Origin of the sequence: Mariprofundus sp. NF (assembly GCF_013387455.1) — a bacterium.
Lineage (GTDB): Bacteria > Pseudomonadota > Zetaproteobacteria > Mariprofundales > Mariprofundaceae > Mariprofundus.
The window spans coordinates 485,501-504,888 of sequence record NZ_VWNC01000001.1 but is presented as its reverse complement, the minus strand read 5'-3'; the positions used below and the strand labels follow the sequence as shown (position 1 = coordinate 504,888).

General features: G+C 42.5%; 16 protein-coding genes. 2 read left to right on the top strand and 14 right to left on the bottom strand.

What is annotated here, in order from left to right; translation table 11 throughout:
* The first annotated feature begins 464 nt into the window (after positions 1-464).
* Positions 465-716 (top strand): AlpA family transcriptional regulator, encoded by a 252-nt coding sequence (locus F3F96_RS02390; RefSeq protein WP_176961631.1) that lies wholly within the window; start codon positions 465-467, stop codon positions 714-716.
* 9 nt (positions 717-725) lie between these two features.
* On the opposite strand, the gene F3F96_RS02385 is transcribed toward F3F96_RS02390, so the two are convergent.
* From F3F96_RS02385 to F3F96_RS02370, 4 genes are all read right to left on the bottom strand, one after another.
* Entirely contained in the window at positions 726-1,295 is a 570-nt protein-coding gene (locus F3F96_RS02385; protein ID WP_206675251.1) for a DUF2971 domain-containing protein, read from the bottom strand.
* Positions 1,296-1,367: 72 nt separating this feature from the next.
* Entirely contained in the window at positions 1,368-3,092 is a 1,725-nt protein-coding gene (locus F3F96_RS02380; RefSeq protein WP_176961630.1) for a DUF2326 domain-containing protein, read from the bottom strand.
* Positions 3,079-3,321, bottom strand: coding sequence for a hypothetical protein (locus tag F3F96_RS02375; protein ID WP_176961629.1), 243 nt, complete (start codon positions 3,319-3,321; stop codon positions 3,079-3,081). The genes F3F96_RS02380 and F3F96_RS02375 overlap by 14 nt, the downstream gene beginning before the upstream one ends.
* Positions 3,314-4,315, bottom strand: a complete 1,002-nt coding sequence (locus F3F96_RS02370) for an SMEK domain-containing protein (RefSeq protein ID WP_206675250.1) — start codon at positions 4,313-4,315, stop codon at positions 3,314-3,316. The genes F3F96_RS02375 and F3F96_RS02370 overlap by 8 nt, the downstream gene beginning before the upstream one ends.
* Before the next feature lie 119 nt (positions 4,316-4,434).
* On the opposite strand from F3F96_RS02370, the gene F3F96_RS02365 reads away from it, so the two are divergent.
* Positions 4,435-6,054 (top strand): hypothetical protein, encoded by a 1,620-nt coding sequence (locus F3F96_RS02365; protein ID WP_176961628.1) that lies wholly within the window; start codon positions 4,435-4,437, stop codon positions 6,052-6,054.
* A 968-nt stretch (positions 6,055-7,022) separates the two neighbouring features.
* Here the strand turns inward: F3F96_RS02365 and F3F96_RS02360 are convergent.
* The 10 genes from F3F96_RS02360 to F3F96_RS02315 all read right to left on the bottom strand — a co-directional run bounded on the left by F3F96_RS02360 (position 7,023) and on the right by F3F96_RS02315 (position 19,192).
* Positions 7,023-8,735, bottom strand: a complete 1,713-nt coding sequence (locus F3F96_RS02360; protein WP_176961627.1) for an AAA family ATPase — start codon at positions 8,733-8,735, stop codon at positions 7,023-7,025.
* A 76-nt stretch (positions 8,736-8,811) separates the two neighbouring features.
* Complete coding sequence (locus tag F3F96_RS02355; RefSeq protein ID WP_176961626.1) at positions 8,812-9,330, bottom strand: hypothetical protein; 519 nt, start codon at positions 9,328-9,330, stop codon at positions 8,812-8,814.
* 207 nt (positions 9,331-9,537) lie between these two features.
* Complete coding sequence (locus F3F96_RS02350) at positions 9,538-12,672, bottom strand: efflux RND transporter permease subunit (protein WP_176961625.1); 3,135 nt, start codon at positions 12,670-12,672, stop codon at positions 9,538-9,540.
* A gap of 11 nt (positions 12,673-12,683) precedes the next feature.
* Positions 12,684-13,889 (bottom strand): efflux RND transporter periplasmic adaptor subunit, encoded by a 1,206-nt coding sequence (locus tag F3F96_RS02345; protein WP_176961624.1) that lies wholly within the window; start codon positions 13,887-13,889, stop codon positions 12,684-12,686.
* The gene (locus F3F96_RS02340) at positions 13,889-15,127 is read right to left on the bottom strand and encodes a TolC family protein (RefSeq protein ID WP_176961623.1); all 1,239 of its coding nucleotides are present in this window, start codon (positions 15,125-15,127) and stop codon (positions 13,889-13,891) included. The genes F3F96_RS02345 and F3F96_RS02340 overlap by 1 nt, the downstream gene beginning before the upstream one ends.
* A 609-nt stretch (positions 15,128-15,736) precedes the next feature.
* Positions 15,737-16,081 (bottom strand): DUF6488 family protein, encoded by a 345-nt coding sequence (locus F3F96_RS02335; protein ID WP_176961622.1) that lies wholly within the window; start codon positions 16,079-16,081, stop codon positions 15,737-15,739.
* A 208-nt stretch (positions 16,082-16,289) separates the two neighbouring features.
* Entirely contained in the window at positions 16,290-17,330 is a 1,041-nt protein-coding gene (locus F3F96_RS02330; RefSeq protein ID WP_206675249.1) for a HupE/UreJ family protein, read from the bottom strand.
* A 104-nt stretch (positions 17,331-17,434) separates the two neighbouring features.
* Positions 17,435-17,746 carry a DUF3240 family protein gene (locus F3F96_RS02325; protein ID WP_176961621.1) on the bottom strand — a complete coding sequence of 104 codons (312 nt, stop codon included), beginning with the start codon at positions 17,744-17,746 and terminating at the stop codon, positions 17,435-17,437.
* A 67-nt stretch (positions 17,747-17,813) separates the two neighbouring features.
* Entirely contained in the window at positions 17,814-18,809 is a 996-nt protein-coding gene (locus tag F3F96_RS02320) for a M56 family metallopeptidase (RefSeq protein WP_176961620.1), read from the bottom strand.
* The gene (locus F3F96_RS02315; protein ID WP_370465482.1) at positions 18,806-19,192 is read right to left on the bottom strand and encodes a BlaI/MecI/CopY family transcriptional regulator; all 387 of its coding nucleotides are present in this window, start codon (positions 19,190-19,192) and stop codon (positions 18,806-18,808) included. The genes F3F96_RS02320 and F3F96_RS02315 overlap by 4 nt, the downstream gene beginning before the upstream one ends.
* Positions 19,193-19,388 lie beyond the last annotated feature (196 nt).

The window sequence follows — 19,388 nt, the reverse complement described above, 5'->3', positions numbered from 1 at the left end:
ACGGTCAGGTCATTGATTCAGAGCCACGCAGCCCCATCACTGCGTCTAGGCGAAAATCCTAGGTAAAAGTATGCGAGAACAGTGTGAATTATTTCACAACAGAGCGGTGATACTGGCCAAGCAAACCTGAGAACAAATGCAAATTAACAGAGCGGCTTAAAACCATCATGATTGAAAAAACAATGACATGTAACGACTCACCATAGAGCCAGTTTCAATATAATCCGCAGTAGAGAAAAAAAGGCCGGCAAATTGCCGGCCTTTGTATATGGCTCCCTGAGCAGGACTCGAACAACCAATAAAACCTATAAATACCAAAGGATCAGAAAACACCCTTATATTTAGTCTCAAAAATACCGTCATTTATACCGTGCTTTTGATATGTTAAAAAGATATCAACCTATCCTATTAGATACAAGGTTGGTTTGGTATCGAAAAATCAGAACAGTAACATCTGCCACACTATGTTATTTCAAACCAAACAAAGAATCACTGAAGGCCGTCCGATCGAGGATTTACGCATCGTGCGCCTACCTGAGGTGTTGCGCCTAGTCGGAGTATCTAAATCAACATGGTATCGCGGCATAAAATTGGACTATTATCCCGAAAAGGTTGGTCGCAGCATAAGATCTGTTGGCTGGTATGAATTTGAAATCAGAATGGTTCTCGAAAACCCCCTGACTGATGACGAGTTGAAAATATTGATGGCGGCCTAATCTCCTCAATCAATCGTATTTACTGGAAGCACCCTTCACTTCAATGCTTTCATCAACACTAGCAATGAGCTTTTTAATAAAACCAATATCTTGCTTGCTCATACTGCGACCCAACAGGACTTCTTCCACTTTGACATCTACATACTGCTTATTCCGAATAAAAACACGCACCTCCTCCTCATAAGACCATACCTTCAACTTGTGGGATAAAATCTCTTGAGCTGTAGCGTTATGAATACCAACCCGCTCTATTTGTAGTGGGCCATCATAATCAACTGGAACAACTGCGTGCTTGCTTTCATTAACCGTCACCCCAATTGCAACGCCTCGATGTCCTTCTGCATAGTGAGACCACATTAGTTCATTATCTGCCACCTTTGACAAAGAACAAATCCGAAGCTTTTCTTTTTGACTCTTTATGAGATCCCTTACATCAGAATCAAGCTCACCAGAGTTATATAAGTAGTGCCCTTCCATAGGGTCATTAAGATCAAAATACGGTGCCGCATAAAACCGCTTGTTCAGCACAATATCAACGAAGTAGCGAAATTCTTTTATTCCCCTGTACTTATACAGCACATCATCCTCCCCTATAACAAGCTCAATACCTTCTTATCCAAGCCCAGCATTTGTTAGCTGCTTTAGCCAAACTCATTTTCTTGAGAGTTCCTGATAATTCATCTTCAAGAACTTGTTGGCCTTCGTGTATGCTGCCCTTGAATAATCATCTACATTAAACTTTAAAAGTTCATGATCTGATTCACTGAATTTGTCACTATTGATGGTTAGAATGTATTGCTTATCTTGCAATAAACTCATGTTATCTGAAATGTAGTTCATACTCTTAATAAGCGTGTCTTGGTCCACATCAAAAATATTATCATGAACTAGTAATCCAGGGTGACGATCACTTGCATTTGCATCTAGCAACAAAGCCAAGTCATAAAGGAACACCTTTTCTCGGTTGATGCTGTGACTCCCATCTGAATCAATACGAAGATCAAAATTAACAATTTCAGCTTTCTTTGAAACACTGATATCAAAAGAGCCTTTTCGATTACCATAAACGTATTCGTGAATGTCGAGTATGGCCTTTTCCGCCGATTCCACATTGCCGATGGAATCGTTCACATAACTTTCAAGAAGGTAAACTTGTTCGTCCCTGTCTCTTTTTTTGTTTTTGTGCTCAGAGTCGTAGTCATTATATTTATTGATAAAGGATGACAACGCAGAATGTTCTTCAATCTTCTGATGATGTATTGCAATAGTCTGCTTAAGGCTCTTTAAAAAACCTTCTTGATCCAGAAGCGATAGCTTTTCCTTATAAATCCGATTTAGGGCGATTATCCTACCGCCTATTGCTTTAAGGTCCTCATCAATTGAACCTCTGCGATTATCAATCAATGTTCTTTGGAAGTTATCAATTTTTTGTTTGAAAGCTGAAACTTCCTGAATTTCTTTCTTGATCAGATCACCCAAGCCTTCCTTGAATTGGTTATATAGTTCAGCAACTTCTTCTTGATCTATATAATTATCACCACGAAATAGCTTTATTTTTGACAGCTCTGATCTAAGCACGCCTTGCCGTGAACGCTCTTGTTCAAGCTCGTTTTCAACAGCAATAATTTCCTCTTTTACAACGTCAAAACCCTCTATGTTTTCCAACTGGTCAATATCACGCTGTATTAGTCTCACTTGGCTTTCCAGCTCGTTAAGGTCTGATTTTGATTCAGACACTTTTTTCTCAGTGATGGCCTCGATGCTATCTTCCATCTTCTTTCTAGCCTTAGATACAATTTGTATTTGCTTGTAGAGATTCTTGGCTTCTGTATACGGTTTCGGGTCTATGTGAAGTAAAAACAAATGCGGCGTATAGTCAGGTGGTATCCGCTTATCAGTATCAAAGCAATTTATTATTGATTTAAACTCTGAGCCCTCATCTCGAATAAGCGGCCCCATCATTTGACGAACAGAAGGAACATTTTCAACGTCCGAGGATTCATAAAGCAGCACTGTTAGATGCTCAGTTGCATCACTTAAATTAGAATAGGTCTTACTTTCTCCGTCAATTATTAGAGTCGGACATTCTGGTGTTTCAATACTTCGCATCGTGGTGATTTTGTGCGGTCCAATTTCAAAATCCAAACATACAACTGTTTTATTTGAGAGGTCATTTCCTGATATGAGTGACACACGACTATCGCTATGGCGTTTTAATAGACCATAGTTCAAAAACTCTATAGCCATAGATTTACCAACACCGTTAGTTTTAATGTCACCCTCAGTAGTTTCGCCCATCACTAAGTTAAACCCATCAACAAAAGAGATAGGGGAAAAAGTTTCTGGCTTGCTGTAGAGCTTTCTAACTTTCAACATTTTGAATTACATACGGTTCGTCAAAATCAACGATATCAAGTGAGTATAGAAACAACATCCCGTAATAAATACTTCTAGCACTTGTCTTGTTGGTTTTACGAAGTTTTTTTGCAATATCAAATATACTTAAGCGTGATTCACCACTGTCCTTCAGCAGCTTTAATATTTCAAAGCCGATATAAGGTGCAGATTTTGTCATATCTTCATTTTTAGATATAAGACTAGCCATTCGATGCCTCTTTATTTGGAAACACATTACACATAATCAACTGTTTAATTATATAGAATTCAACGGCACCAGTATCAAAACCACACCCTTTTGATTGAAGTGCGTTTGTGAAATATTCTACGATCTTATTGATCGCAACCTTAGGATCAGCATTACACTCGGTGAGAACACTATCACTGAAGCTCTTGAGGTGTTGAGCAGCACGACGAAGCTTTACAGGACTAATATCTGCTTCTTTTTCGACAGAATCCAATACTGCTCCATAATCTTGATATAGTGTCAGGTATTCTTTCTCAAGAAATACTGAATGGTCAGCAAATCTCTTGTATATTTTCTCGGTGGGAAATGGCTCTTCCAAGCACCCATTTCCAACTTCAGGATGCTCTTCATCACTAATTAGCTCGATCAGGTTAATTATAGTTGAAACATTTTTTGGCACAGCACCAACTGGCTTCATGTGTAATTCTTCATTCAAAAAATCACACACCTGCTTTAGCCTTGGTGTTGGCAAATTATTGATCTTAGCACTTAATTCTTTAATACCCCAAATATCTGACTTAGTATCTAACTCATAGGCACTGGCATCCCCAACTTTTGAAGCCCTATGATCCACCTTTTCACCTATATTGAGAATGATCAGCCTGCCGTATTTTTGATATAACTTCTTATCAATAAATTTTGTTACAGTATGAGTTGTCTTGACTAGACCTGATGTGGAAGTGATCTGGATAGCGATACTATTTTTTTCATCACCAAGATCTATAGCTGCGGCATTTTGGTCAAGAATATTGATATTCACTAGTTCATAATCAAAAGCAAGATTAAGCAAATCTCGATAGAAATTCTCAGAGTGAACATTAATGTCAGTAAAGTTCATGGAGTTACTAACAGACACTTCAGTCGACAGCCAAGTAAGTGACTTAATAATCTGCTGGATGTACTCATGCCTATTCATATATGAAGATTCCACCCCTAATAATAGAGCATAGACCATACATCTCCATTTGTGAATGTCCGCATTAGCCCATTCATGCAATCCTGCATCTACGTTCGATGCTTTATCAAATTGAAAATAAAGTTATAAGGATCATATATTGTGTGTACTCTGAGGATATGAACAATAATATTGTTGGGGATATGGATCCCAATCCCTTCTCGACTCGACGTGTTGAGGGGAACGAGGTGAGAGCCCTGATTGAAACCCAACTGGCACTTCATAGTCAGGGTATTATCTCAGTTTTATCACAGTACCAGTTACCGCATGCAATTAAGGCCCTCCATGGGACGATCCAGGCAATCGAAGAATTCATCAACATTCCTTTATTCGAGATTGAGGATCCTGGCTTGAGTGAGCGCCTACTGACGATTCTGATCGATGACCGTTTCATCTCCAATCCAGAGCCTGCTTGGCAGATTGTGAAGCAAATTCTATCACCCCATTTCGAACCAGCGGTAGTACGGCGCTATTTGCTCACTATGCTGCAAATTGGAAGTATCGCTAGTTCATTCCGAATGCATGGTCAGACATCCTTTGGCGACGGGATAGCACTCGACCGAGTGGGAGGCGCGGTGAAGTATTTCCAGTCACGCCGTCGTCATCTTGTTTCATTGCTATACACCATGCCCTATGCATGCCGAGGGCAAAAGATCCTAACATCGCTCGACACACTGAATGTCCTTCTGCCCCAAATTGAACAAAGCTGTATCTCGATCACTAGCTTTCATCAACAACTTATCCTTTTAGAGACTTTGGATAATTTCAGTTTGGAAGTCGGTGAGACTGGCGCGATGGCCAGTCACTCATTCGAGACTTTGGAAGGGTTGTACCTAGAACCTGAACGAGCCTCCATCCATGCCATGGCCGAACTACGTCCAGATCAATTCATTCAACCAAAATTGGAGAACATTGATCCCAAAAAGATCTTTTCTGCATCTGAGTTGCGTAACGCCGTAAAATTGATTCAAGCAGCTTACGCAACGTTTGGTCTTAATGATTCTGATTTCTCGACGATGGCACAATTAATAATCGCATTTTCCCGACAGTGTAGAGATGATTATTTCATTGAAATACCAAAGACCAAGTTCCGGGTGATGCTACTCGCACAGACACGCCTTAACCCAGATGAGCTAGAACTACTGCTAGTGAATGTGCCTAGCAATTATGCCAGAAATACAAATGCTTTTGAGCCTTTCATCAACTTAGGTGATATGGTGGTATCTAACGTCAATCTTCTAATGCGTTTTCTCTACGTCTTCAAGAATGTACATCTTGGAAGCCGTCGCCGATTCCAAATTCATAGTGGATTCATTTTTGAGGACATGATCAAACGAGACCTCGAAACGATAGGCTTTCATGTCACCGACATAAAACGGATTAATCGCAAGGAGTTTGATGTGGTCACTACGCATTGTGGAGTGATTTATAACTTTCAGTGTAAAAACAATTGGATTGACCTGGCCAAGGTAGAGAACGACCGAAAGCTATTCGTTCGCTACAACCGCTCACGAGTAAACTATTACCGTCGTGCACTAGCCAAGGAAGAAAAACGCGAACATTTGCTCAAAGGAGCGCTTGGACTCGACAAAATTGAACATTACGTCATCAGCCGCTTCCCTGTGATCTGTACCGACCCAAGAATCATCTCTTACAATCAGATCGACTTACGCCTTAAGCCTTTAATCAGAAGAATGCCTACAGAAGATATCTTGAGAGAAAACCAAGCAGAGACCTGAGCCTCATTGATAGTCGTCAAAGTTCCGGGTTTTGATTCCTTGATGCCATCACCCCTTAAATTTATTTGGCAGCAAAAAATAACGTTATTCGATCAAACCCATTGGAATAAACCTATAGCTGCCATTTACCAGAAAATATAATCTGACATCATTTTCATAAATCATCCTTAGGTAGAGCTAACCCATTATAGTTAAACCCTATCAATTTCAGACCCATGGTTTTTTGGACGTTTTCGGCGACTTTAAAAGGCACATTCAATTGTTCATGGTAAGACGACCCCTTCCCTATCTTAACGGGTAAATAAAAAAGTACCCGTTACAACTACCCGTTAACTTTACCCGTTCAACTCTGAAAACCTGAATTTATAGAACCATTCATTACGTTGCTGGCAAAAGTGCTGGCAACCATATTTGACATTCATTGAAGAACTCAGCCCGTTAAAAAACCAACAACAACCAAAGTGCCAGCATGTAATTTGTATCTGCTGGCAAAAAATGCTGGCACTTTGCTGGCAAATCTTCATACCGCAATTTCTGAGAGCCCCTCACCACCCAAGAAACGTTGAGAAATAAGGTGCCAGCACCTGATTCGTGCCTGCTGGAAAAAGTGCTGGCACTTTGCTGGCATCCCTTCACGATGCAACTTCTGAGAGAACCCTCACCACCCAAGAAACGTTGGAAAATAAGGTGCCAGCACCTGATTCGTGTCTGCTGGAAAAAGTGCTGGCACTTTGCTGGCATCCCTTCACGATGCAACTTCTTAGAGAACCCTCACCCCCCAAGAAACGTTGGAAAATAAGGTGCCAGCACCTGATTCGTGTCTGCTGGAAAAAGTGCTGGCACTTTGCTGGCAGCCCTTCACGATGCAACTTCTGAGAGAACCCTCACCCCCCAAGAAACGTTGGAAAATAAGGTGCCAGCACCTGATTCGTGTCTGCTGGAAAAAGTGCTGGCACTTTGCTGGCAGCCTAATTAAGAATAAACCCAATCCCATTTTGAGATTTAGAGTCGCCCTTCATCCCTAACATTTGGATAGCTGCCAACACATCTGTGTCTTTCAGTTCTAACTGTTCTGAAGTGATCTTTTGTCCTTCAACGCGATTAGCTACTAATGAAATGGACCTCATAATGATCTGCTGCATCCCTCTGATTGAGATCCCATCTACTGACGCAACTATAAAAGGGATATCACCACCTATTTCAGAAAAAAAACACTTGCCCCACCCCTGCTTATTTTCTGCCAGTAAATCTTCATACAAGATCGATGAAATCTGGATTCTTTGCTCTAAACTTGGACAAGAAACATTGATAACGTGTGCTCTATCTCTAATCGGCTCAGGCACCCTTTTAATGTTATTTGACGTAGCGGCCCAATTTATGAAACTCGCATCAATTTCAAAGTCGTAGAATTCATCCCTGAACCGTTTAGCACTCATCCGTTCCAGTAAAGTATACAGCGGTTGGGCTGGCGGAAAGTTGTTTGACCCCTCAATCATTTTATCAATTTCATCCATTATAATTAAACAATTTGGCATCCGGTTTTCTATAAGAAGGTTTGCAACATGGCCCGGCTTTCCCGTCCCCCACCCACGTGATTGACCGGAAATATCAAACCCATTTGTCAGCTCCGCAGCGCCGATGATCCTATGCTTTACTCCAAACTCTTTAGCCAAATAGTGTAGCGCCGCAGTCTTCCCTACCCCTGGTGGACCATCAAAGATATACATTGAATCAAAGAGTTTCAGAGGTGCTTTAGAACCACCCAACATAGATAGACATAAATTCATTTCGATTTCGTCGGCCAGAGTCGAAAGGTGCGGAAACCTTAATCTGAATTTGACCAGCACATCTTTGTAGTTTTTTGGAACCATTGCTAAAGAGGCCCGGCCGTTAGTGGTGAGCAGATCTTCTAACAAAGGTATGTAGACCTCATGATTTTTCTTTTGTGAGTTTCTCAATAAATCAACCAGCTTTTTAACTTCTTTTGAATCACAAAGCTGAATAGAGGGCTCTTTACATTTAACCTTCTTATGAGCAATTGAGGTATCCTTACGAGCTCTGAAGCCTCCCTGAAATTGCCTCTTATTTTTCACCTCGGATTTGCACCAAAGACATTCTAACTCATACATAAACAATTCATATTCTGATAATATCGCATCATAAATAAGGTCTTCTTTCCCCTTATATTCCGAATTCTTAATTTCTCTTACCAAAAATGATTTATAGCTTTCAAAATTATCTCTGAAAGCATCAAGCAAATTCATATAGGCTCTATCACCTTTAGACACAGTATCTGCAGTAATCCGTTTAGCTGAGATGCTAACTAATTCACTTGCTTGCATTACTACAAAAAGCGATGCGATGGGATAACATCCCTCACCATCCCATAGAGTTTCTAGCCTCGTATTGAGCATATGCATCCGGTCTTTAAATATCTTTTGGCATAAAGCTTTAGAGGCTGAATCAAAATCATGTTTTGAACTGATATACAGACGACTTGGAATCAGGGAGGAAAATTCACTTATAACCTGATCGTTGACGAGGAACCCATCATCCATTTTAGCAACTTTCTTCATGAGCTGGTCCATGATTTTATTTTGCTTAATCACTGCAACTCGATTCACACGCCTCAGCCTTTCAACGTGTTTGATGAATTCATTTAATTTCTGCTCATAAGACATAACATCTCCCTTACGCAATTAAGGTACAATAAAGCATTAAGTTACTACTGGTTGCTGGTGCCTCGGCTACAAAACATCAACCTGATGTGGCTAGTCTGAAGATCTCCATCCGAATACGAACATCGTTATCCGCCTTATGCTCCGGTAAAATAACATTTCTTAAAGCCTCTTGCTTTAACTGTCGTCTCCACTCACCGCACTCCCAAGAAATAGAGCTTGGTATTGAATCGGGCCTTCCCTCATTGATCCGAAACCAGAAATCACGCCACAATAGCTTATCCTGGACACCCGCTGCATCAAACAAGCGACGACACCAAAATGAATCGAAAGAAACGGCATCAGAATAAACCAGTGTACCTGAAAGATGCTCTACCATAGCTGCAGCCACATCCTGAATATGACTCCCATGTTCAATTAAAAAATCCCGTGGGATCCCGTGAACTAGTTCAGACTCACTGCTCCACCAATCCCAATCATCTGCTGTCATTGGATTAATCAAGAATGACGTAATTTCATCACCTACATTCCAAGCCACCTGGATTGGATAGCTATCCGGTTCTAATCCTGAAGCCTCAAAATCAAGAATAGTAATCACGCAAAGACACCTCCACCCATACCGCTTCCAAAAAGGAATAAGTAAAATCATTTCTCTGTAAATTATTAATGCTGGCGAATCTGACCATTGATTATCGTTTAATCAGTATATCAAAGAAATCTCGAATGTCAATCGTAAGTAATTAATATACAAGGTGTTTTCATGCACACAAAGGGTACACCTCTTATCCACAATCCATTCAATTCATCATCGCTTCCTAGATGAAATACGATTACAACTGAACCGTTCATAGAGACATGGCAAAACAAACAGTGTTAATAGCGTCGATGAAATGAGACCGCCCACCACTACTGTTGCTAATGGCCTTTGAATTTCAGAGCCAATACCTGTAGCTAGGAGTAATGGGATCAAACCCAACGCCGCAATCATGGCTGTCATTAGCACAGGTCTTAAACGGCTCTCAGCACCATGTCGAATAGCATCATTCAGTTCATGCTCATCAAGGTGGCGATTAATCGCATCAACCAGCACAACGCCATTAAGCACAGCTACACCAAACAGGGCAATAAAGCCGATACTAGATGGTACAGACAGATATTGACCTGAAACTAACAAAGCCAGAATGCCTCCAATCAAAGCCATTGGCACATTGAGCATAATCAACGCCGCCTGCCCGACGGAATGAAAAGCGAAATAAAGCAGCAGGAAGATCATTAACAACGATAAAGGCACCACGACCATCAGCTTTGCCTGCGCCCGCTGCTGATTTTCAAACTGGCCACCAAACACTACTGTATAACCAGGAGGTAACTCGATTTCACTTTGAATGCGTTGATCTAGTTCAGCCACAAGGCCACCCATATCACGACCTTCCACATTACTCTGAATCACAACTCGACGCTGCACATCATCTCGCTTGATCATGGGGGGACCTTGTTCCACTCCAATGGAGGCCACATCTTCAAGGCGCACCCATGCGCCGCTTGGCGAATGTAAAATTAGACCACCAATCGACTCTGTATTGTGACGGTAGTTTTTTGCCAGTCGTACATAGATGTCATATCGCTCATTGCCCTGAATCACCTGCCCCGCAGATGCACCACCAATAGCATCTGCAACCAGACTCATTACATCATCTACAGGGATGCCATAACGATCCAGCTTACTGCGATCAGGACGAACTACTAGCTGAGCTTCACCCTCAATTTGTTCCATCTCCACATCGCGGGTACCTTCAACACTTTTCGCAACCACTTCGATTTTCTTGCCCATTTCTGCAAGTACTTTCAGATCAGGACCGAATAGTTTAATCGCAAGTGCTGCCTTAACCCCGGATAGAAGTTCATCCACTCGCATCGCAATAGGTTGGGTGAAAGAAACCAAAATGCCAGGCACCACTTCCATCTTCTCACGCATCAACTGTTGCAGCTCTTCCCTGTCACTGGCACTTGACCACTCTGAAACAGACTGAAGACCAACGAACAGTTCCACATTAGAAACAGGCTCCGGATCGCCACCAATTTCTGATCGGCCTGTTCGAGCCGAAACATAAGTGACCTCCGGAAATTTCTCGATCAATACCCGTTCCAGCTTTTCACCAACGCCCTTGGCATAATCAAGCGAAGATGATGGTGCCAATGTAATGCGAATGGCTAATGTCCCTTCCTCTAACTCAGGCACAAACTCAGTGCCCAATAATGGGACAGTGGCAAGAGTTACCACAAAGGCCATAGCTGCACCGCCAACAACTGCTTTGCGAGCTTTCAGAGCAGATTCAAGCATCCCATGATAAGCACGAGCAATAGGAGCCAACACTGGGCTTTCTTTGTGAGCCACTCCCTTGGTAAACACATAGGTCGCCAATACTGGCATCACAAACAGGGCCACCAGTAATGAAGCAAACATGGCAAAGGAAATTGAAAGCGCCATTGGTGTAAACATTTTCCCTTCCACACCCTCAAGGGCAAACAGAGGTGTAAATACCAAGAGGATTATGAGTACGGCAAACAGCACTGGACGAGCGACTTCTTTCGAAGCCTCAGTAATTCGCAGTGCAACACCACGGTTTTCATCCGGCAGTTTTTCTAAATGTTTAAAAATGTTCTCCACCATTACAACAGAACCATCGACCATCATACCAATGGCAATGGCCAGGCCACCAAGGCTCATAAGGTTGGCTGAAATGCCGTAATGTTGCATAGCACCTAAAGCAGCCAGAACTGAAAGCGGGACAGATAACAATACCAGAGTCGCTGCTCGCATATTCATCAAAAACAGGAACAGTACTATGATAATCAGTACAAAGGCTTCCAGTAGAGCTTTTTCAACAGTCCAGACTGCCTTGTTTATCAAATTAGACTGATCATAAAATGGTTCAATGGTAACGCCATTAGGAAGCGCCTTCTGAACAATCTCCAATCGTGATTTAACATCATCAATCGTGTTCTTCGTATTGGCACCAAAGCGCTTTAGTACAATGCCAACTACGACTTCGCCAAGCGAGGTTATTTTCCCATCTTCATCTCGCTCAGTCATAGTGACTGCGCCCTGACGAATTTCACCACCAAAGGCTACTGTCGCAACATCAGACACTCGAACAGATGTACCATTTATTGTTTTAACCGGAATTGAGGCAATTGCTTTTAGTCCCCTTTCGCCACCAGGAATCCAGCCCACACCGCGAATCACTAACTGCTCATCACCTTGCGGCAAATACCAGCCACCAGCATTGCGATTATTAGCCTCAATGGCTTTTGCCACATCATCTACATGCAAGCTGTAGGAAAGCAGTTGTTCAGGGTTCACATGCACCTGGTACTGACGCACTTCACCACCATAAGAGAGGATGTCAGTCACACCTTCAACTGGCATTAGCATTAACTTCACCACCCAGTCATTAAGCGCCCTAAGTGTCAGGGCATCAAAATCGGCATCAGGAGAGGACTTGATAATATACTGGAATACCTGGCCAAGGCCTGAAGTGTTCGGCCCAATTTTTGGAGTACCCGCCCACGATGGTACAGTCTGACTAGCATCCTGAAGTTTTTGGAACACTAACTGTCTGGCAAAATAGATATCGGTGCCTTCTTTAAATACAACTGTGACAATAGAAAGACCTGTTCTGGAAATTGAGCGAACTTCTTCCACCTCAGGCAGTGCATACATGACTGCCTCAATTGGATAGGTAATCAACTGCTCCACTTCTTCTGAAGCCAAGCCCTCAGCTTCGGTATTAATCTGTACCTGAACATTGGTCACATCAGGAAATGCATCGAGATTCAATTTCGGCACAACTAACAGTGCATAAGTCATTGAACCCAGCAACAACAATAGAATCAGAAGGCGGTTATTTACCGCCGCATCAATTAATTTTGAAAACATCTGGCATTACCTCAATGGTTGTGGACTTCAAAACCGGATTTCGCCAGTTCTGAAGAAAGGACAAATGCACCCTTCACAACAACAGGATCACCTTCTTTAATACCCTCAATGACAGGGGTAAGTCCCATTACTGACTTACCAACTCGGACCTCTCTGCGTTCAAAGTGACCTGGTTCTTCCTCAACAAACACAATCAACTCACTACCTTGTCTCTGAATGGCCTCATCAGGTAATAGCAATGCATCTTCACCACTAGCGGCTTCAATCTCTGCATTTACAAACATACCAGGATGCAAACCATCTTCGTAGTTCTGAACTTCAAGGCGTACACCTACAGTTCGTGTTGTTTGATCAAGCTGATGACGAATATTGATGACTCGGCCTTTAAACCGAGCATGGCTGTTTTTCAGTGTAACGACTGCAGACTGCCCAACTTTGATACCACTCATTTGAGATTGGGAAAATTTCACTTCAACCCAGACCGTTGATTCATCAGCGACCTGAAGTAGAAGTGTCCCCGCAGCAATGTGCTGCCCTAAACGAAAATCATCGGAGACAATCGTTCCTGAGCTTGGGGCATAAAGTGTTAGCTGACCATATTGTTTTAAATTAATAAGCGCATCAATCTTCCCACTGGATAATCCGTTGGATGCCAGTGTAGCGCGAGCTGCAGCCAAATTTGCATGTGCAGCCTGATGAATACTTGTTGACTGTTGAAGGCGTGCCTGAGAAACAATCTTTTCTTTTGCTAAACCTTCAATGCGTTTTAGATCAAGTTTACTTTTACGATGTTCTGCTTCAGCTCTTAGGTATTCAGCTTCTGCCTGCGCCAGAGTTGAACTGGTGATAGTTACAAGTTTTTTACCTTTTTTGACTTCATCTCCTAAGCGCACATGACGAGCATGAACAACTCCATCAACCAATGTTGTGACATCAGCCAATTTATACTCATTGAAAGTTACACTTCCAGGAGCTTTTATAGCTTGTAATTTAGGTCGGAGAAAAACTGCTTTTGATTCAATGCCTGCCTGTTTAATCTGAGTAGGCGTCAGCTTGATAACATCTCCATCTTCTTCATGCTGACCATCTTCTTTGTGGCCGCCATCTCCATTTTGGGTGTGACCAGCTTCATCATGATTGTGTCCATCATCTTCAGCAAATACGGGAACACTCAACAACAATGTGAATGTCGCAATTAAAGTGATTAGAGTTTTCATTATTTGTTTCCTTCGAGAATATATTCTGGATGTCCAAGCACTTCTGCAAGGCGGATGCGTGCCATCCAACCTTGTTGAAGAATGGCTGCAGAGTTGATACGTGATTCAAGGATTTGATTAATGTGTACAACAAGCTCTTCGATATTAAGTTCACCAGAATCAAATGCAGCTTTGGCCAAAGAAATATTATCCTTGGAGACATCAGTTTTTTCTACTTCATTGACCGCTAAGACAGCCCGCATGGCTGTACCATGATTGTATATCGCTTCCTGCACTTCGAGCTTCACGCGTTTCTCAAGCCATTCCAGTTCAGCTTGTTGCGCAGTAGCTTGAGACATTGCAGCCCTATAAGCTCCATTATGGTTATTCAGAACAGGAATCGGCACCGTAAAACCTAGAGAATAGAGCTGATCTCCCGATTCACGTCCGGCAGTTATGCCTACAGTTACATCAGGAATACGTTGGGCCTTTGCTAAATCTGATTTGGCTGAGTATTGGGCTAGGCGCTGCCTCTTGGCTTTGATTTCTGACCGAGAGTTCATAGCAGTTTCTATCGGGTCAGATAAAGGCTCCCACCCAACCAAAAGTTTAGGTAATTCAACCTGTATATCATTTGGCACGCTGGATTCACCTGTTGCCATTAGATATTTGGACACGTTCATTGCGTGCTGCTGTTTTGCCAAAGCTTCGGCATGAATAGCTTGAGTCAAAGAAGACTTGGCCAGATTTACATCCAGTTGGTTAGCCTCTCCAACCTCCATCTGTCTACTCACAGCTTTATTTAACTGCAGTAGTGTTAACGACTGCTGGTTTCGCCACAACAGTTCTCGTTTGGAGAAATACAGTGCAACCAATGCCCTTGCTGCATCTACCATGATACGATGGCGGTTTACTCCGAATTCGAGCTTTGTAGCCTCTAATGCAGCTTGAGCTGATCTCTCCCGATATCCTTGCTTTCCACCTAATTCAATACCCTGAGACAGGGTGACGTAATAATCATTAGATGAGCCACCTCCATTGAGTCTCCGTCGTTGAGGCTCCACTGAAAGCTCAGGGTTGTATGCATAAGCCCTCTGCTCCTGTAGCTCGCCTTGTGCCCCTTCAATTTGGGTATTTGAGATCCTCAACAAGGGATGCTGCTCAAGGGCAGTATCCATTGCTTCGTTCAACGTCACAGCATTCGCATGTGACGGGTAAATGCATAACAGCATTCCTGTTATTAAAAAACGTATTCGCACAGTTTCCCCCTGTGTTATTATTGAATTGATTGGGGAAGGCTGATCTCTAATTTGAATGAAACAGGCACAGCCTATTTAGACTGTCTTATGCCACTAAATCAGATAATCAGCAGTACTGTAGCTTTGGGGGGTGCTCTATTAAGAACGACAGGTCTTTCATATGAAATCCTGCCAATTTGAACTGTTGAATTATTGAAACGTCTAAAACCGAGTCAACCTTTTCAACTTTAGTCATTGTGAACGAATGCGACGCATGAACATGGCATCCATGGTCATGAGACTCTTCTTCATGATCTGCACCATCATCATGGAGATGTTCAGCAACATGTCCCTCATCGATACCCGCTGCATGCACATGGATATCGAATCCACATGTAAAAACGGACAACTGCAGAGCCAAGAAGGCCATAAGTGCTAACGAGCGCATGCAGACAAGGTAATGACTGATGTTAGCTGAAGCAAGAACACTTAGAATTTCTAGTCAGTATCATGTTCCAGATATCCTGGCCAAATGACTTAATAAACATCAAATTCATTTATCGCCTTACATAAGTAAGGTTGAGGCACCTCAAATATAGAGGCATCCCAATCTGATTGAGCGCTCATGTTCTATTTGCCCGTAAAGTTTGCCGCAATATAATCGCCTGTAGAGCTTAGGAAGATATAAAGTGTATCCTTGGCTGAATCCGCTACTTGGCTATTTTTAAATGTGACTAACCACTCAGTTTGATTACCATTCATTTTCTTTTCAGCCGATGAAGCTTTTGCTGACTTCCAGTTTTTATCAATTTTCTCTTGTTCGATTAGCATCATAACACGGCCTGCTGCAACCGACTCTGCTTGGCTTTGGCTGATTAGAGCTGGCCCATGAGAGTGACCATGGCCACCGCCTGCCAAAGCAGTCAATGGTGACAATATTAACGAAAGTGCAAAAATAAATGTTTTTATGTTCATATGCTTCTCCTGTTATTAATCAATGTTATCGTGAGTTGTGGGGCTTAGTTCTGGTTGCTGTTGAGTCGCTGATTCATGGCTATGGCCGTGAGGATCTCCATGGTCATGCCCATGATCGGAGCATGCCGTAATGGAGAGTGAAAATAATAATGCGATGAAACCTATCAATAGTGCTTTTAAGTGCATGTAGTAGCTCTCCTATCCTTAATCAAAGACTATCGTGGACTTTTGGAGCCGGAATCTCTTCTGGCAAAATTGGCATTGGTTTCTGCTTTAGTTGATAAGCCCCTTTGATTTCCAGTACGACACGAACAGGTGACTGAGTGTTGTTTTTCCAATACCAGCCATGGGTTCCCTCAAAGGGTGCTACCAAAGAACCACTTAAAACACTCTCTGTACTCTTACTGTAGCTTTCAAAGTAACCAGTCTCATCACCTTTCGGCTCGCCATGAAAATCAAAGAAAAGCTCGGCACCATCTGTTTTCCATGAATATTGCAGCGATGCGCCTTTAGTAAGTATAAGTTTGTATTCAACATCACCTCTGGCAGGGACGGTGACCGTAATAGTGTCTTGTTTAGCATTCATTTGATTGCTTTTAATGGGCTGAGTCAATTCAGCCGCGACAGCAACATTGCCCTTTTCACCATCATGCGAGAAATCATGCATTTGCATAAGGAATAGTAGTCCCCCCGCTATGATGAGACTGTAGTTTGCAATCAGGCTAAAAGCTTTGAATGAGTGTCTTTTACGCCATGCAGCGATGAGCAGCAACATAACCGCAAGTGCTGTAATTTGTCCAAACTCAATCCCCACATTAAACGAGATGATGTTGAGTAACAGACTATCTTCACTTAGTGGCAGTTCCTGCAAACGAGTGGATAAGCCAAACCCATGAATCAAGCCCAAACCTACAATCATTAACATCATGTTCGGTGGATTAATATTCAGGTACTTACGGAAGCCATCAATGTTGGCAAAGGCAATATAACAGACACTCAAGGCAATCACTGCATCGATGAGAAAGTAATTGAGCTGAACCCCATTAAAAGTGGCATAGATCAGGGTGATGCTATGGCCGATGGTAAATGCAGAGACATATTTAACAATGTCGCGGAAATTACTCAGGAAAAAGATGATGCCAAACACAAAGGCAAGGTGGTCATAACCCGATAGCATATGTGTCGCACCAATCCACATATAGAGTAAGTTCCCACCATCAATAATTGCCTGCTTATCAGCTTCAGACATGCCGTGAGCGTATGCTACTTGTGATATCAGGCCGACTGTTAGCATACCCACCAATAGAGACATGAGCTTAGGGCTAGAAAATATATTTCTGATGTTTAAACCCATTATAGATGCCCCTCTTGTTCTACGGGTGAAACCCAATAATAGGCATCATTCATCTTGCCATTCTCTTTCGCATCTCGAAGGACATTAAGCACAGTGTCTAAATCACTGTCTTCCAGAACGATGTCTACCCGCACTCGTGGGCTGGCTCCTACCACATCATCACGCGCCGACAGAAAGGGGTCACGTTCGGATTCAATCCCATGACCTTCTATATGGTTTAGCGTAAACCCTTCTACCTGTTCAATCGTACGCAGTTGATTAGTCAAATCCTGTTGATCATCTGTGTGGATTATTATTGTTAAGCTCTTCATGCATATTTCTCCGTAGAGTGAGAGTTAGCGCTATATTGATCGGCAGTGCTCTTTTTATTAGTGACATTTACATATGCCCTGTCATGAGTTGGAGAATTGATTCAGTGAAATGATGAAGGTCATTCATTATGGCAAACGCCCCAATCATGACTCCTATACCAAGGATGTTCATATAACTTCTTGATACCGATCTATAAACAGGAGGCTGAGCCAAAAGAGATTCCACGCGTGCAGTAATATTACTGCCCGAAATTGACATCACCATGGATGGAAGTCGCCGCATAATGAATAAACGCTCAACAGCAAGAATAGTGTCAGCGACATGTAACCTTCCACCTGTTTTAGTTGCAGCCAGGTCATCACATGTTTGTTCCGTGGCAAGATCAAAGTCCATCAACAGGCCTTTTCGCAGCCAGGGGATATGGGCGAAAGAGAAAGCATGCGCAATAAAATGCCGCAATGGATCTCTACGACTTAAATGAGCTTGCTCATGAGCAATCACTACCTCCAACTGTTTCGGAGATAAGGTTTCCACAAGTTGAGAAGATATGAATACCCTCATACGGCGAATTCCCGCTGATAAGGCTAATGGCATGTCCCAATCGACTATACGAATAGGATACGTTTCATGAGGATAACTTGCCGCCATCAGTGTCCGTTGAAACTTATGTGCACGTAAGAGATCAAAAATTGAAATTCCAATAAAATAAATAGTTACTCCAACCAATGTGACAAGAAAGAACTGAAGAATACTGCTATCTACTGGTAGAGGTGGGTGAATCAAGCAAAGGTGTAAGTGCCCATCATGGACACTGCAATGATCGGGAACAAAACCAAAAAGGCTAATAAGTGAGGGCATGAAGCTTAGAAGACTCAGCACTCCCCCTATGAAGGCCGGTGCAACCAACCAGCCAAGCAGGATGTTAGAGCGTAATTGAGGTGGCAACTTCGCCAGTCGCTGTCTGGCAAACGGGTAGATGACCGCACTAACAACAGCTACCAGAACAGCAAAGCCTATGCTTGCAAAAAGTCCAAGTTGGAGCACCCCAACGTAGTTGCTCATTTTTCTATTTCCGCTCGACGTTGTGCGATCAATTGCTCCAAACGGTCAAGACTGGATTCATCTTCCCGTGCAGCATAATCGATAAACGCGGACAATAAATAATCAGTTTTTCCATCAGACAGCGTTTCAACCACATCACCGATGAGTTGAGTCATGAGCTCACCGCGTTGAACCGATGGCGTATAAATATATGAATGACTGACCTTCTCACGACTTAAAAGCTGCTTTCTGAATAATCGTTCTAAGGTGGACTGAATAGTATTTAGCGAAATCCCTCGCTCAGTGCCTATACTTTTATGAACACCCTTAGCATCTCCTGATTCCGCAACCCAAAGGTGCTCCAAGACAGCCATTTCTAATTCGCCAAGGTTTTGTCGTTTCACTGATGAGTTCTCCTTGTAGGACATGCATCTTGCTGATTGCCTATAATGAGAACATAAAACCGACTGTCAATCGGTTTTATAAATTAAGGTGTTTTTTGCATTGCTGATTCCGCACTAATAAACCAAAACGAACGGCCTGTTCCGGCTGTCAGTAGTCATGCGACAAAGCGGGGCTTTTATGAGGCGCATGATTGAA

Excerpts from the sequence above, each read along its gene's own strand:
- F3F96_RS02320 (WP_176961620.1), bottom strand. The coding sequence starts at position 18,809 with ATGAGCAACTACGTTGGGGTGCTCCAACTTGGACTTTTTGCAAGCATA.
- F3F96_RS02375 (WP_176961629.1), bottom strand. The coding sequence starts at position 3,321 with ATGGCTAGTCTTATATCTAAAAATGAAGATATGACAAAATCTGCACCT.
- F3F96_RS02330 (WP_206675249.1), bottom strand. The coding sequence starts at position 17,330 with ATGTCTGAAGCTGATAAGCAGGCAATTATTGATGGTGGGAACTTACTC.
- F3F96_RS02325 (WP_176961621.1), bottom strand. The coding sequence starts at position 17,746 with ATGAAGAGCTTAACAATAATAATCCACACAGATGATCAACAGGATTTG.
- F3F96_RS02365 (WP_176961628.1), top strand. The coding sequence starts at position 4,435 with ATGAACAATAATATTGTTGGGGATATGGATCCCAATCCCTTCTCGACT.
- F3F96_RS02370 (WP_206675250.1), bottom strand. The coding sequence starts at position 4,315 with ATGGTCTATGCTCTATTATTAGGGGTGGAATCTTCATATATGAATAGG.
- F3F96_RS02335 (WP_176961622.1), bottom strand. The coding sequence starts at position 16,081 with ATGAACATAAAAACATTTATTTTTGCACTTTCGTTAATATTGTCACCA.
- F3F96_RS02345 (WP_176961624.1), bottom strand. The coding sequence starts at position 13,889 with ATGAAAACTCTAATCACTTTAATTGCGACATTCACATTGTTGTTGAGT.
- F3F96_RS02380 (WP_176961630.1), bottom strand. The coding sequence starts at position 3,092 with ATGTTGAAAGTTAGAAAGCTCTACAGCAAGCCAGAAACTTTTTCCCCT.
- F3F96_RS02350 (WP_176961625.1), bottom strand. The coding sequence starts at position 12,672 with ATGTTTTCAAAATTAATTGATGCGGCGGTAAATAACCGCCTTCTGATT.
- F3F96_RS02390 (WP_176961631.1), top strand. The coding sequence starts at position 465 with ATGTTATTTCAAACCAAACAAAGAATCACTGAAGGCCGTCCGATCGAG.
- F3F96_RS02360 (WP_176961627.1), bottom strand. The coding sequence starts at position 8,735 with ATGTCTTATGAGCAGAAATTAAATGAATTCATCAAACACGTTGAAAGG.